The sequence below is a fragment of the Nocardia sp. NPDC004168 genome (assembly GCF_040610355.1).
Taxonomy (GTDB): Bacteria; Actinomycetota; Actinomycetes; order Mycobacteriales; family Mycobacteriaceae; genus Nocardia; species Nocardia sichangensis.
Genome location: NZ_JBEXME010000001.1, coordinates 103,589 through 116,103, shown reverse-complemented (window position 1 = coordinate 116,103; position 12,515 = coordinate 103,589). Strand labels below are relative to the sequence as shown.

The following is a 12,515-nucleotide window of genomic DNA, read 5'->3' as shown; positions in this document are numbered from 1 at the left end:
GCGATCACGATGGCACTGGCTCGTGATCGCCGCCGAAACAGCTGGTTACGAGTCCGCTCAGGCCTCGGCGGAGGTCTCTGCGGCCTCGGCGCCAGGGGCGGCCTGCGCGAGCAGCTCCTGCTCCCACTCGGCCAGCGGCTCGCCCGCGCCCGCCTCCGGCTTCTCGTCGCCCGAGGACAGACCGGCGCGCGCCTGCACGCCCTCGGCCACCGCGGAGGCGACGACCTTGGTCAGCAGGGCGGCGGAGCGGATCGCGTCGTCGTTGCCCGGGATCGGGTAATCGACCAGGTCGGGGTCGCAGTTGGTGTCCAGGATCGCGATGACCGGGATGTTCAGCTTGCGCGCCTCACCGACGGCGATGTGCTCCTTGTTGGTGTCGACGACCCAGATGGCCGAGGGCACCTTCTGCATGTCGCGGATACCGCCGAGGGTGCGCTCCAGCTTGTTCATCTCACGCGTCAGCATGAGGATTTCCTTCTTGGTGCGACCCTCGAAGCCACCGGTCTGCTCCATGGCCTCGAGCTCCTTGAGGCGCTGCAGACGCTTGTGCACGGTGGAGAAGTTGGTGAGCATGCCGCCCAGCCAGCGCTGGTTGACGTAGGGCATCCCGACGCGAGTCGCCTCGGCCGCGATCGACTCCTGGGCCTGCTTCTTGGTGCCGACGAAGAGGACGGTGCCACCGTGGGCGACGGTCTCCTTGACGAACTCGTAGGCCTTGTCGATGTAGGTCAGCGTCTGCTGCAGGTCGATGATGTAGATGCCGTTGCGGTCGGTGAAGATGAACCGCTTCATCTTCGGGTTCCAGCGCCGGGTCTGGTGTCCGAAGTGTGCGCCGCTGTCGAGCAGCTGCTTCATGGTTACGACAGCCATGGCTCCCGTATCTCTCTTTCGTTTGCCGGTTGACGCAGCGAATCGGCGATCCGCTGCCCTGGCGCCACCGAATCGTCGGACCCGACCACGAAGGTGGGGACCAGCCGGCGATTCCCTGTTCCGAACACGCTGCCGCGAACCCAATTGTCTCGAGCTCGATTCGAACAGCGCCGCTGTGAACAAGCACGGTGGCGCGCGAAGTCGGTCCATGCACGCACAGACCGCTCGATCAGTTTACGACCTCGGGGCACCAGATCTAAATCGGTCCGATCCGAAGCCTCCGACCAGGCGGAACGGCGGCTTTCCACAGTCGAGCGGGTTATCCCCATTCCACGGATCGAGCCCTCGGCGACGCCGGAGCCGCGGAAGGGTTGAGCCATGAAACCGATCTCCACCGCGACAACCCTTCTTCTTCCGCTGTTCTTCGCGCTCGGCATTGTGACCGCGCCGCCGGTCGGGGCCGAGACGCCTGCCGTGAAACCCGGGCTCGGGGCCTGCACGGGCTCCGTCTGCCTGCCGTCTCTGTCCGGCCTGCCGCGTCGCGCGCCGCTGCCCTTCCGGCAAGCCGGACTCGGTGGCGGTAAGGACGACCGGCATGAGACGAGTTCCGCCCCCGGTAGCGACCTGTGCGCACCGCCCGCACCCCTCTGCGGGCCGTAGTCGGACCTCCCGGCGCGGCGCGAATGACCAGGTCGAATGCGATGCGGCGGCGGTCTTCTTCGGCGCTGGCTCTCGGCATCGCCGCAATCGTCGCGGCGGCGCCGACCGCGACAGCCCGACCCGAAGGGCGATTCGACTGGCCCCTGCAGCCGCGCCCCGCGGTGGTTCGGCACTTCGACAAACCCGCGCAGAACTGGCTACCGGGGCATCGGGGGGTCGATCTGGCAGGCGCCGAGGGGCAAGCTGTGCTCGCGGCGGGAGAGGGGATCGTCATTTTCGCCGGAACGGTGGCCGACAAGCCGGTCGTTTCCATCGACCACTCCGGCGGGCTCCGCACGACATACGAGCCCGTTCGCGCCGAAGTCCCCGTGGGAAGGCGGGTCGGACGAGGTACCCGGATCGGCACGCTGGAGTCGGGGCACCTGGGATGCGTGGCGGTGTGTCTGCACTGGGGAGCCCGCGTCGAGGGCGGTCTCCACCGCAACCGTGAGTATCTGGACCCCCTCGGGCTTCTGCATCTCACTCCCCTGCGGCTCAAGCCGGTGCGTCCTGGTTCCAGCGTCGGACGATCCGCCGCGTCGCAGCGCATCGGTCGGCGGCCTCGGCGCCCCCGGACCGGCGTGTCTGCGGCAGAAGGTGGCGAGACCGTAGGCCGTGGGGCGAAGATCAGGACATGGCGGATGGACTGGAGCCGTTCACGTACTCCGAACTCGGCGCGACCCGGGGTGTGGCGCCGGAGGGCTATCACGGGTTACGCCTGCGGCGGCGCATCGGCCGGGGACGCGCGCTGTTCGAGCAGGCGGGGGCGCAGATTCTGGCCTACCGCGTGCAGAAGGGCACCGGGATCTTCCGATCCGCCGATACTCCGACGGCCGAGCCCGGCACCGCCGTCACCGTGCGGCTCGGAGTCGGGCCGTTCGGGATCACCGCTCCGTGCCGGGTGGTGTACGTCCTCGACGAACCCGACCGGCGGGGTTTCGCCTACGGCACCCTGCCCGGGCACCCGGCCTCCGGTGAAGAATTGTTCGCGGTCGAGTACGACTCCGCCGACGACATGGTGTACGGGCTGATCGTCGCGTTCTCCCGCCCAGCCACCTGGTACACCCGGCTCGGCGGACCCGTGATGCGGCTGACCCAGCGCTTCGTTGCGGGCCGATACCTCGCGACATTGCCGACGTCCGATTGAACGATGACGGAACGGCCGTACGTTCGGAACAACCGAAAAGTGCTTTGTATCAGAACTTTTGATCAACCAGCAGGGCAGCGACGACGGGGCGATACTGTTCCGGTGACCGGCGAACCCGAAATGGCCGAGGGTCCTGTGAATTTCCCTGTGGACAGCGATCCGGCCTCGCCCATTTACGGCGAGGCACTCGACAGCCGTGCCGAGATCCAGGAGATCATCGAATCTTCTCGACTGATGGGCGTCGAGTCCCTTTCGTTCGACCAGATGATGACCTACATCACGGCGAAGCGCGAATACCAAGCATCGGCCTATGCCGACACCGAGGCCGTCGATCGAGCTCGGCGCGACCATGAACTGCAGGCGGAGTCGCGCCGCACCGAGCTGATCAAAGAAGAGGCGGAGGCGAAGAACAAGATCCTGGAGGCGCGCTACCGCGCAGGACTCGCCGCCGCGCTGGTGGCGGGCACGGTGGCCGGAGTCATGTTCGGCATCGTCAAAGGTCTGCCCGCACAGGAACTGACGCAATACCTGGCGCCGGTGTCGGGCCTCGCCGGGATCGTGGTCGGCTATTTCTTCGGCCGCGAGGCGAGATGAGCAAAGCGCGAACTATGGTGTGACGATCGCGAAATCGGGGTCCGGGGCGTCGAAGATGTCGACCAGTTCGGCGAGCTTGGTGACGTCTCCCTCGATGACGATGTCGCCGGCGGCCGCCGCGACGCCGAAGTCGTCGCCGGCCAGCAACACGCGGATCAGTGTTGCCTTGGCCAGCGTGAAGGTGGCATCGGCTTCCGGCAGGGACATGCCCGGGGCGACGTCGAAGTGGGTGAGGCGGCCGTTGCGCAACTCGAGCCGATGGGTGCGGTCCTGGTCGGTGAGGATCCAGTCCGTCACCAGCCGATGGTTCCACGCCTTCGGGCCGTCGACGCGCAACGCCAGCGCGTCGAAGATCTGGTCGACGGACAGCGCCGCCGCCATGGTGGCCGATTCCGTCTTGGTGGGCGTGCCGAACGAGCCGTAGCGCAGTTCGTAGGCGCCGCTGAGATAGAAGTTGCGCCACGTGGCGTTCTCCGCGCCGTAGCCCAGTTGCTCGAACGTGCTGGCCTGCAATTCTTTCGCGGCGTCGTTGTCCGGATCGGCGAAGATGACATAGTTGACCACCTGCGCCACCCAGCGGTAGTCCCCGGCGTCGTAGGAGGCCCGCGCTTTGCGGAGCACTTCTTCCGCACCGCCCATGAATTCCACGTGCCGCCGAGCGGATTCGACCGGCGGATGCTCCCACAGATGTGCGGGGTTGCCGTCGAACCACCCCATGTAGCGCTGATAGACAGCCTTCACGTTGTGACTGACCGAGCCGTAGTACCCGCGCGCGTGCCAGGCCTCCTCGATCGCGGGCGGGAGGGCGACCAGCTCGGCGATCTCCGCGCCGACGTAGCCCTGGTTCAGCAGGCGGACGGTCTGGTCGTGCAGATACCCGTACAGATCCCGTTGCAGCGAGAGGAACTCCACCAGGCGGTCGGTGCCCCAGGTCGGCCAATGGTGCGAGGCGAAGACGACGTCGGAGTCACGGGCGAACAGGTTGATCGCCTCGGTCAGGTATCTCGCCCAGACATGCGCGTCACGCACCAGCGCACCGCGCAACGTGAGCACGTTGTGCAGGGTGTGGGTCGCGTTCTCCGCCATGCACAGCGCGCGACGGTCGGGGAAGTGGAAATTCATCTCCGCGGGCGCTTCGGTGCCGGGCGTGAGCTGGAAGACCATCCGTATGCCGTCGATCGTCTTCTCTTCCCCGGTGGCGGTGATGTCGACGGTCGGGGGGATCAGCGTGACCGTGCCGACCGACGTGGTCTGGCCCAGCCCGGAGCCCACCGCGCCCAGCGGACCGCGCGGCAGCACGGCGCCGTACATGTACCCCGCACGGCGCGCCATCGCCGTGCCCGCGTAGATGTTCTCCGCCACCGCGTGTTCCAGGAATCCGGCAGGCGCCAGCACCGGGCAGCGTCCCGTCTCGACCTCCTCGGCGGTGATGACGCCGCAGGCTCCGCCGAAATGGTCGGCGTGCGAATGCGTGTAGATCAGACCGGTCACCGGGCGGTCGCCACGATGCGCGCGGTAGAGCGCGAGACCGGCCGCGGCGGTCTCGACCGAGATCAGCGGATCGATCACGAGGACTCCGGTCTCGCCTTCGACCAGCGTCATATTGGAGATGTCGAAACCACGGATCTGATAGATGCCCGCGCACACCTCGTACAACCCCTGTCGCACCGCGAGGCCGGACTGCCGCCACAGGCTCGGATGGACCGAGGGCGGGCAGGGTTCGCGCAGGAACGAGTAGGAGTCGTTGTCCCAGACGACGGTTCCGTCTTCGGAGGTGACCACCCCGGGTTCCAGCGCGGCCACGAAGCCGCGATCGGCGTCGGCCAGATCGGTCCTGTCGGCGAATGGCAGCGCGGCGGTCGCACGCTCGTGCTCCGCGACGATGAAGCCGCTCGGCTCGCTCGCTGTGCACATTGTCGTCCTCCTGTCGTCTCGGCCAACTTTGCTGGGCCGCTACCCGATCAAGGCAGCGGTTCGAGAGAACCGGCCGCCGCGGCGGCCAGCGCGACCACGACCACGGCCGCGGCCGTCGCGGCGATGACGCGACCACCGTGGGCGTAGCGGCCCCGGCGAAGACCGCGGTTGCGCAGATAACAAGCCCCCGTCAGCGCCGCCATCGCGATCGCGGCGCCGATGGGCGCGACCGCGGCCGCACGCCATCCGCTGCCGAGAGCCTGATGCAGGAACAGCGTGCCGACGACCATCGCCGACACGGCGGTGCGCCGCCACGCCAGTGCGGTGCGTTCGGCGGATAGATGTGGCGCGCTCACCGCAGCAGCACCGCCACCGCCGCCAGTACCGAGACGATCGCGATGCCCGCCGACAGGATCGGCACCAGCACCGTCTCCGGCAGCGGATCGCCGCGCCGCATGGCCACGCCGATGCGCCGCCAGTGCCCGTACGCGCCGATCGCGACGACCGCCGCCAAGACCAGGCAGCTGAGCGCGATCGCGCGCCGCAATCCCGCGATCCGGAACGACTGAACCAGTGTGTGCACCGCGACGCCACCGGCCAGCAGTCCGAGCGAGGTCCGCATCCAAGCCAGGAAGGTGCGCTCGTTGGCGAGCGTGAAGCGGTAGTCGAGCTCCTCCTCACCCTCTTCCCCTTCGGCTCCGGGGTTCGGGTTCGGGAGCGTCACGCCGCCTCGGTTCGGGTCGAACGACATCGGGCGTCCGCCCACCTGCGCCTCGCGAGGGCGACCCGCTCGCGCCCCGCGGGTCTGCATGTCGTTGCGCCAGGCGGTGTTCCGATGCGCAGGAGGACGCCGGACTGCACGGTGGTCACGACACACCACGCTAGTGGGGATCGGGGCAGCTCGCGGCGCACCATCACCGGCGGCGGGAACGCGACCGACTCCGTCACGTGTCCTGAGAATCTTGTCCGGGCGAGCACACTGACCATCGAGCGGTCCGGTCGGCCGGCCGAAGACCCGAACGTTTCTGAATAACTCAGCAACCATAGTTTCGGCACGTATCCGGTACCGGAAATCACTTGCGCAAGCCACCCGAAATCGTGCGATATCCGCTGTTCACAGCGCCCATCAGCGACGCAGGTCCGGTCGGCGACGATCACGGGCACACTCCATAACTTAGAGCGCTGGCAAACGATCCGCTAAGCCAGGCTAACCGCAGCCGCGGCGGACCGTCCACGTACCCCACCCGCCCGTGACCGGGTGGTTATGCGGAAGGCACGTCAGATCGAGATCGCGTCTTCGAACGTCATCGCCAGCCGCGAGACGGACGACGACATCGACGCACGCCGCGGCAGGCCGAGCGACCGGAGTTCCGCGGCGATCGCATGGTCGCCCAGCGTCAGCTCCGCCCCGCCGAGACGCGCACGCATGCCGGAAGGCCGCATCTCCCAGCGCGTGCAGCGAGTGACGCCGTCGATGTGCGAGTAGGCGTCGAACGAGGACGCCGCGGCGCGACCGTTCGGGGTCGCGAATCCCGGCCGCACCGTGAGATCGGCGATGAGCTGCCCGTCCTGGTGCAGCGCGCCGCTGCGCGTCCGGCCGTCGTGATCGACGACGAATTCGGCGAGTTCCTTCGGAAAGCCCCAGATGCCGCGCCCTGCGGCCAAAGTGAACTCGCCGTCCACCGGCAGCTTGTGGATGAACACGCCGGCCTGCCCGGTCACCAGCGCCCGCAGGTCGCCGATTCCGGAGGGCGCCCCCGCGGTGTGGTGGCGCACCATGAACGAGACGCCGAACTCGTTGTACGGACCCAGATCGCCGTCGACGTAGTCGACGAAGACCAGCGTGCACATCGCCCGCCCGCCCGGGAGCCGGAGAATCCCCAAGCCGGAGTAGTCGATGAGGCGCTGCGCCCGTTCAGCGGGCACCAGATAGGTGGCCATGAACGCGTGCGCGAGCCGGATGCGGACCGGCATGCGCACCTCTCGGCCGAGAACGGTGTGCGTGCTCACGTCAGACGCCTTTCTGCGCATCGGCGCTCGGGCGCGCCGCGTGGCCATGCGTGATCCGGTACCGGATCACGTCTATAGAACACGTTTCAATTTATCGGCACAATCCCGATTTTCAGCCCGTTTCAACTATCGAGAACCTGTTTCACGTTTGTTCAGCGTCACCCACGGGCGATCCCGCCGCCCGCGACTCTTGCCCGGGTTCCCGCAGGTTGCGCAGGCGAGCTTCCAGGCCATCGAGGACGCAGAGCAAGCCGAAGTCGAACGCCATCGCACGCCCGGCCTCCTGGTCGGTCGGCACGGTCGCCCGATAGTCCGCCAGCATCTCGGGATAGTCGCCGGCCACGTCCTGCATCACGCGCAGCACGCCGTCGGCGTCGATCTCCATCCCCTCGGATACCTTGTCCCATGCGATCTCCGGAATCACCTGGCCTAAGACGAAACACATCACCGTGCCGCTCGCCAGATAGATGTCCACGCCATGAAAACCCGCCCGGACGAACGCGCGGCGCAGCCGATCGCTCAGACGCAGCGAGTTGGGGCCGATGCTCGGCAGTTGCCCGACCAGCGACGCCATCCATGGGTGCTCCCTGATGGACGCGCGCAAGTTGTAGGCGAAGGTGTTCAGCAGTTCACGCCAGGACGCCTCCTCGGGCTCCGGGGTCCGGACCAGACCCCAGAACTCGTCGAGCACCAATTCCAGCAACTCGTCCTTGTTGGAGACGTGCCAGTAGAGACTGGTCGCCCCCGCACCCAGTTTCGCGCCGAGCTTGCGCATGCTCAGCGACTCCAGCCCCTCGGCGTCGAGAATCTCGACGGCCGCCGCGATGATCTGCTCGCGGCGCAGCCCGGGCGATTTGGGCTGGCGCGGCTGCTTGGTCCATACCGACGCGAACTGCTTGGTCACAACACGATCTTATAATCGCTCGCACGCTGTTCGAGTTTCTCGTACGCTGTGCGAGTGGAATCGAACATTGTGCGAGACCCCCGGCGCTGGTGGGTCCTGGGGGTCCTCTGTCTGTCCTTGCTGGTGCTGATGCTCGACAGCACCGTGCTGAATCTCGCCATCCCCTCGCTGATCCGGGAACTGGGCGCGACACCGTCGGATGTCCAGTGGATCCTGGACGCCTACGTGCTGGTCTTCGCCGGGCTCCTGCTCACCGCGGGCAGCTTGTCCGACCGGTTCGGCAGGCGACGAGCGCTGATCACCGGGCTCGCCGTGTTCGGGATGGCCTCGCTGGCCGCCGTACTGGCGACCGAACCGTGGCAGGTCGTGGCCGCCCGCGTCGCGATGGGCGTCGGTGGGTCGCTGTTGATGCCGTCGACGCTGTCGATCCTGATGACCAGCTTCGCCGAGGACGAACGGCGCACGGCGATGGCGGCGTGGTCGACGGTCTCCATGGTCGGCATCGTCGCCGGTCCCACGCTGGGCGGCTTCCTGCTCCAGCACTACTGGTGGGGGTCGGTCTTCCTGCTCAATATCCCGGTGGCGGCGCTCGCGATCATCGCGGCCGTCGTGCTGATGCCGGAGACCACCGGTGAGCAGCGACCGGTCGATCTCGTCGGCGTCGTCCTGTCCGTCGTGGCGCTGAGCGCCACGGTCTACGTGATCATCGAACGGGAATGGAACTTCGGCGTGCTCGCGCTGGCCGCTGTCGCGGCGACCGCCTTCGTCATCTGGGAGAGCCGTTCGGCACATCCGATGCTGCCGTTGGCGGTGTTCCGCAGCCGCGATTTCACCGGTACATGTTTCACCCTGTTGCTGATGGTCTTCGGCATGGGTGCGGTCATGCTGATGCTCACTCAGTACTTGCAGTTCGTACTCGGCTACGGCCCGATGAAGGCCGGACTGGCGTTGCTCCCGTACGCCGTGGCCGCCGCGGTCTGCAACGGCCTCGGCGCGACGCTCGGCAAGACGCTGAGCAATAAGACACTCGTCGTGTCCGGCCTGCTCGTCATGGGAGTGGCCTTCGGCGTCCTCGCGCTCGGGAGCGGATATCTCTGGGTGCTGGTCAGCATGCTGGTGATGGGTGTGGGCGGCGGCTTGGCGGGTCCGGCCGCCTACGCGGCCATCATGAGCGCCATTCCGCTGGAGCACGCCGGTGTCGGCTCCGCGATGAACGACACGATCCAGCAAGTCGGCATGGCGATCAGCATCGCCGTCCTCGGTAGCGTGCTGGCCGGTGTGTTCACCTCGAACATGCCCGCCGACGCGCCCGACACGGCGCGTGAATCCATCGGCGCCGCCTTCCAGCTCGGCTACGTCGAGCCCGCCAAGGACGCCTTCACCGCCGCTATGTCCACGGGCGCGTGGATCAGCGCCGGATTCAGCATCGCCGCCGCTGCGCTCGGCGCGGTGCTGCTGCGCGCCCGGCGTCCGCAACCGGCCGAGCAGCCGGATCCCGCTGCGGTCGCGCACGGCTGATCGTTTCGGCGGGCCGCCTGATTCGACGCCACATTCGTTTGCGCAGAATAGCGATTCCGATGTCTTCTCGCCTCCTCCGGTATGAATGATTCCGACCCGGAGGCTGATGGCCTCTTGCGCTTGCTCCGAGCAGAGTTGGTTGTGTGTTCACACTGAGGCCTTCAACAAACGAGGGCTGGTGAAGCAATCAACCACTGGAGACATCATGATCACGAACAAAATGCGCGTAACGGCGGCGGCGGTAGCGCTCGCACCGATCATCGCCCTCGGGTCAGGTTTCGCTTCTGCAGCCCCGGACGTAGCACCGGGACCGGTGCAAGTGGCGGACCATCCGGTACCTGTCCAGGTCGAGCCCGCGACACTGGGCCTGATTTGGCCGCTGGGCATTTTCTGCGCTCCTCTGTTGCTGCTTCCGCCGGTGGCCAATGCGGTTGCCGTGGCCATTTGCGCCGCCTGATCGCGTTTCGTCATAAGCTCGTCGAACACGAGTGCGCCTCGGGCGTAGACCCGAGGCGCATCACTTCTGACCATCGATTCCTGTCCCGATGAAGAAATTCGTTTAGAGCCGTATCCCTGCCACGTGAACATCTGGGAATCGACGGTGACGCACGGACAAGTGCGGTTGAATTACCGGATGACCAAGTTCAGGAAACTCGTGGGCGCTGCGGCGGCATTCGCCGCGCTGACAGCGCCGTTCGGAGCACCTGGGACCGCGCAGGCCGCGACGCCATCCGTTCTGGGTGGCGGCTCCGGCATCGTCGTCGGCGGTCAGAACATCTGCACTCTGACCACGATCGGACGCGACTCCGGTGGTCGGCTGGTCGGGTTCACGGCGGGGCATTGTGGTGGGGCGAATGCCGCCATCGTCTCGGAGAACGATCGCGACGCCGGCACCCTCGGCACCATCGTCTACGCCAACAACGACATGGACTACGCCGTCATCGAATTCGATCCGGGGAAGGTGACGCCGGTCAACCAAGTGGGCGGAACCACCATCACCGGCCTGGGCGGGCCGGCTCGATTCCCGGACACCGTCTGCAAGGAAGGCAGGACCACCGGCCGGACCTGCGGGCCTGCCTACGGCGATATGTTGACGGGCGGCAATTCGACGTGGAGCCAAACATGTGTCGCCGAGGGAGATTCGGGCGCTCCGCTCGTCGTCGGAACGACGCTCGTCGGCATGGTCAACGGTTACTTGGCGGTGCCGTGCCTCGGACCGGAACTCGGCGCCGACATCACCGCGGTCGTCGCGGACGTGAATGCACGCGGCGGGGCAGGGTCCGGTTTTCAGCCGATCTGACGGATTTCATTTCGTTCCCAGCCGGAGCCTTACCTCTCCTGGTCGGTGATGATGCCGAATTCGATAGCGCGTTCGACCAGGAACAGCCTCTTCTGGTTCGGGGGTAAGGCTTCGACCTGGAATATCCGGAACAGCGCCCGCATATGCGTCTTCACCGTGGACAGACTCAGACACAAATTGTCCGCGATCTGCCGGTTGGAGGCAGGGTACGAGTACGCGTCGCGCGCGTCGTACGGGTGACACAGAGCCTCGAGAACCACGTACTGGGCCGGGGTAAGGGAGTTTCGTGTCGGCAGTGGTGAATGGGCGAGAGTCATTTCCTCGTCGAAGGACTCGTCGACCCGCAAGACGAATACCGATCGACCCACGCGAATCATGTCGCCGGAACCGAGCTTCCGCCGACCGCCCACACGTTCGCCATTGACGAATGTCCCATTCTTGGACAATCCGTCGTCGACGATGGTCCAGCATCCGCCCACCCGCTCGAGAATGGCGTGCAGCCGGGACACGGTCGGGTCGGAAGTCACGATGATGTCGGCGGCGACGGAGCGCCCGATCGTCATCCTGGACGCGCCGCCGTCGAGGGAGATCTCCCGCGCCCCGTCCGGTGCGGCGGGCTGCGGCGAGGCGGAAGCGATGGCCGAGCGTCGCCACGCGGACTGCCCCACCAGTGGGTACAGTTCGCGACGCAGGGCCTCCGGTCCGCTGGACGTAGACATCGCTCGTCTTCCCACTCGAAGTACGCCGTGAACTGCGGGCACTGATTCGCTACTTCAAGGGTGCCCTTTCTCAACGCCGATCACATGCGTATTCGACTACTTCGCTGCGCGAGCGAGGCAGTACCGGACCGCAGTGCACGACAATGAACGGAAATCCAACCGATCGGTCTGAATAATGCTGCCTCCAGCGTGGGGCAGTAAGAATGGTCGAGATGAGCGTCATCATTCGACCGCGCACCGAGGGTGATCTCGACGCCTGCGCCGCGGCACTGCGGCACGTCCACGACAGCGATCGGTATCCGGACGTGTGGCCTGCGAACCCGGCAGGCTGGCTGTCGCCGCCCAAACTCCTCGCGGCCCTTGTCGCCGAACACGACGGAGCGGTGGTCGGGCACGCCGGACTCGGCACGGGCGGCGGAATGCCGGAGGTCGTGCGCGAATCGGTCGGCGCGGAGACTGTCGTCTCGGTGATCCGGCTGTATGTCGTCCCGGCCGCGCGCCGGGTTGGAGTGGGTTCGCAGTTGCTGACCGCGACTGCGCGCATGGCCGCGAGCCTGGGGCACCGTGCTGTACTCACCGTGGCCTCCGACAGTGCGGCGGCGATTGCGATGTACGAGCGGCACGGTTGGCGGCAGGTGTACAGCGGGCTCGGCGGTTGGCATACCTCGGATGGACAAGAGGCGCGGGTGCATTACTACGTCAGCCCGTGACGGGTCGCGGATGTTGTCGCTTGTCCGCTCACTCCCTTTGTCCGGGAGATCGCGGCCTGCGACGATGCCGGGTGTCCCGGCGCGCGCCGCCTGGGCGGAACCGGCGACCGCACTGCGAAGATGCGGGTTC

At 66.8% G+C, this 12,515-nt stretch carries 14 protein-coding genes and 1 pseudogene; 8 read left to right on the top strand and 7 right to left on the bottom strand.

Translation table 11 applies throughout. The features are described from left to right. Positions 1–57 precede the first annotated feature (57 nt). Positions 58–870, bottom strand: coding sequence for a 30S ribosomal protein S2 (rpsB, locus tag ABZW96_RS00550; RefSeq protein WP_355069923.1), 813 nt, complete (start codon positions 868–870; stop codon positions 58–60). Between the two features lie 378 nt (positions 871–1,248). On the opposite strand from rpsB, the gene ABZW96_RS00545 reads away from it, so the two are divergent. The 4 genes and pseudogenes from ABZW96_RS00545 to ABZW96_RS00530 all read left to right on the top strand — a co-directional run bounded on the left by ABZW96_RS00545 (position 1,249) and on the right by ABZW96_RS00530 (position 3,310). Next, a complete protein-coding gene (locus ABZW96_RS00545; protein ID WP_355069921.1) occupies positions 1,249–1,530 on the top strand; it encodes a hypothetical protein in 282 nt (93 codons plus the stop codon). A 23-nt stretch (positions 1,531–1,553) separates the two neighbouring features. After that, positions 1,554–2,075: pseudogene (locus ABZW96_RS00540) on the top strand (M23 family metallopeptidase); the annotation flags it as partial. 128 nt (positions 2,076–2,203) lie between these two features. Further along, complete coding sequence (locus ABZW96_RS00535; RefSeq protein WP_355069919.1) at positions 2,204–2,716, top strand: DUF1990 domain-containing protein; 513 nt, start codon at positions 2,204–2,206, stop codon at positions 2,714–2,716. Between the two features lie 102 nt (positions 2,717–2,818). Next, positions 2,819–3,310 (top strand): hypothetical protein, encoded by a 492-nt coding sequence (locus tag ABZW96_RS00530; RefSeq protein WP_355069918.1) that lies wholly within the window; start codon positions 2,819–2,821, stop codon positions 3,308–3,310. A 12-nt stretch (positions 3,311–3,322) separates the two neighbouring features. Here the strand turns inward: ABZW96_RS00530 and ABZW96_RS00525 are convergent, their stop codons facing one another. The 5 genes from ABZW96_RS00525 to ABZW96_RS00505 form a co-directional block, all read right to left on the bottom strand. Beyond that, positions 3,323–5,224, bottom strand: coding sequence for an alkyl sulfatase dimerization domain-containing protein (locus tag ABZW96_RS00525; protein WP_355069916.1), 1,902 nt, complete (start codon positions 5,222–5,224; stop codon positions 3,323–3,325). 47 nt (positions 5,225–5,271) lie between these two features. Continuing rightward, complete coding sequence (locus ABZW96_RS00520; RefSeq protein WP_355069915.1) at positions 5,272–5,580, bottom strand: DUF202 domain-containing protein; 309 nt, start codon at positions 5,578–5,580, stop codon at positions 5,272–5,274. Beyond that, positions 5,577–5,975 carry a DUF202 domain-containing protein gene (locus ABZW96_RS00515; RefSeq protein ID WP_355069913.1) on the bottom strand — a complete coding sequence of 133 codons (399 nt, stop codon included), beginning with the start codon at positions 5,973–5,975 and terminating at the stop codon, positions 5,577–5,579. Before ABZW96_RS00515 ends, ABZW96_RS00520 begins: the two co-directional genes overlap by 4 nt. 527 nt (positions 5,976–6,502) lie before the next feature. Continuing rightward, a complete protein-coding gene (locus ABZW96_RS00510; RefSeq protein WP_355069911.1) occupies positions 6,503–7,234 on the bottom strand; it encodes an acetoacetate decarboxylase family protein in 732 nt (243 codons plus the stop codon). 142 nt (positions 7,235–7,376) lie between these two features. Next, on the bottom strand, positions 7,377–8,138 hold the full coding sequence (locus ABZW96_RS00505; RefSeq protein ID WP_355069910.1) for a TetR/AcrR family transcriptional regulator C-terminal domain-containing protein: 762 nt from the start codon (positions 8,136–8,138) through the stop codon (positions 7,377–7,379). A gap of 54 nt (positions 8,139–8,192) precedes the next feature. Between ABZW96_RS00505 and ABZW96_RS00500 the strand changes: the two genes are divergently transcribed. The 3 genes from ABZW96_RS00500 (at position 8,193) to ABZW96_RS00490 (ending at position 10,956) form a co-directional block, all read left to right on the top strand. Then, positions 8,193–9,656: an MFS transporter gene (locus ABZW96_RS00500; protein ID WP_355069908.1), complete on the top strand. Its 1,464-nt coding sequence runs from the start codon at positions 8,193–8,195 to the stop codon at positions 9,654–9,656. 205 nt (positions 9,657–9,861) lie between these two features. Continuing rightward, the gene (locus tag ABZW96_RS00495; RefSeq protein WP_039799516.1) at positions 9,862–10,113 is read left to right on the top strand and encodes a hypothetical protein; all 252 of its coding nucleotides are present in this window, start codon (positions 9,862–9,864) and stop codon (positions 10,111–10,113) included. A 177-nt stretch (positions 10,114–10,290) separates the two neighbouring features. Then, on the top strand, positions 10,291–10,956 hold the full coding sequence (locus ABZW96_RS00490) for a serine protease (protein ID WP_355069907.1): 666 nt from the start codon (positions 10,291–10,293) through the stop codon (positions 10,954–10,956). Between the two features lie 29 nt (positions 10,957–10,985). Here ABZW96_RS00490 and ABZW96_RS00485 read toward each other — a convergent pair whose 3' ends face one another. Next, entirely contained in the window at positions 10,986–11,675 is a 690-nt protein-coding gene (locus tag ABZW96_RS00485) for an FHA domain-containing protein (protein ID WP_355069905.1), read from the bottom strand. A 212-nt stretch (positions 11,676–11,887) separates the two neighbouring features. Between ABZW96_RS00485 and ABZW96_RS00480 the strand changes: the two genes are divergently transcribed. Beyond that, positions 11,888–12,385 (top strand): GNAT family N-acetyltransferase, encoded by a 498-nt coding sequence (locus ABZW96_RS00480; protein WP_355069904.1) that lies wholly within the window; start codon positions 11,888–11,890, stop codon positions 12,383–12,385. Positions 12,386–12,515: the final 130 nt, after the last annotated feature.

Bases quoted from the DNA above. Each gene is read 5' to 3' on its own strand.
- rpsB (WP_355069923.1), bottom strand. From the start codon at position 870: ATGGCTGTCGTAACCATGAAGCAGCTGCTCGACAGCGGCGCACACTTC.
- ABZW96_RS00545 (WP_355069921.1), top strand. From the start codon at position 1,249: ATGAAACCGATCTCCACCGCGACAACCCTTCTTCTTCCGCTGTTCTTC.
- ABZW96_RS00535 (WP_355069919.1), top strand. From the start codon at position 2,204: ATGGCGGATGGACTGGAGCCGTTCACGTACTCCGAACTCGGCGCGACC.
- ABZW96_RS00525 (WP_355069916.1), bottom strand. From the start codon at position 5,224: ATGTGCACAGCGAGCGAGCCGAGCGGCTTCATCGTCGCGGAGCACGAG.
- ABZW96_RS00515 (WP_355069913.1), bottom strand. From the start codon at position 5,975: ATGTCGTTCGACCCGAACCGAGGCGGCGTGACGCTCCCGAACCCGAAC.
- ABZW96_RS00495 (WP_039799516.1), top strand. From the start codon at position 9,862: ATGATCACGAACAAAATGCGCGTAACGGCGGCGGCGGTAGCGCTCGCA.
- ABZW96_RS00490 (WP_355069907.1), top strand. From the start codon at position 10,291: ATGACCAAGTTCAGGAAACTCGTGGGCGCTGCGGCGGCATTCGCCGCG.
- ABZW96_RS00485 (WP_355069905.1), bottom strand. From the start codon at position 11,675: ATGTCTACGTCCAGCGGACCGGAGGCCCTGCGTCGCGAACTGTACCCA.
- ABZW96_RS00480 (WP_355069904.1), top strand. From the start codon at position 11,888: ATGAGCGTCATCATTCGACCGCGCACCGAGGGTGATCTCGACGCCTGC.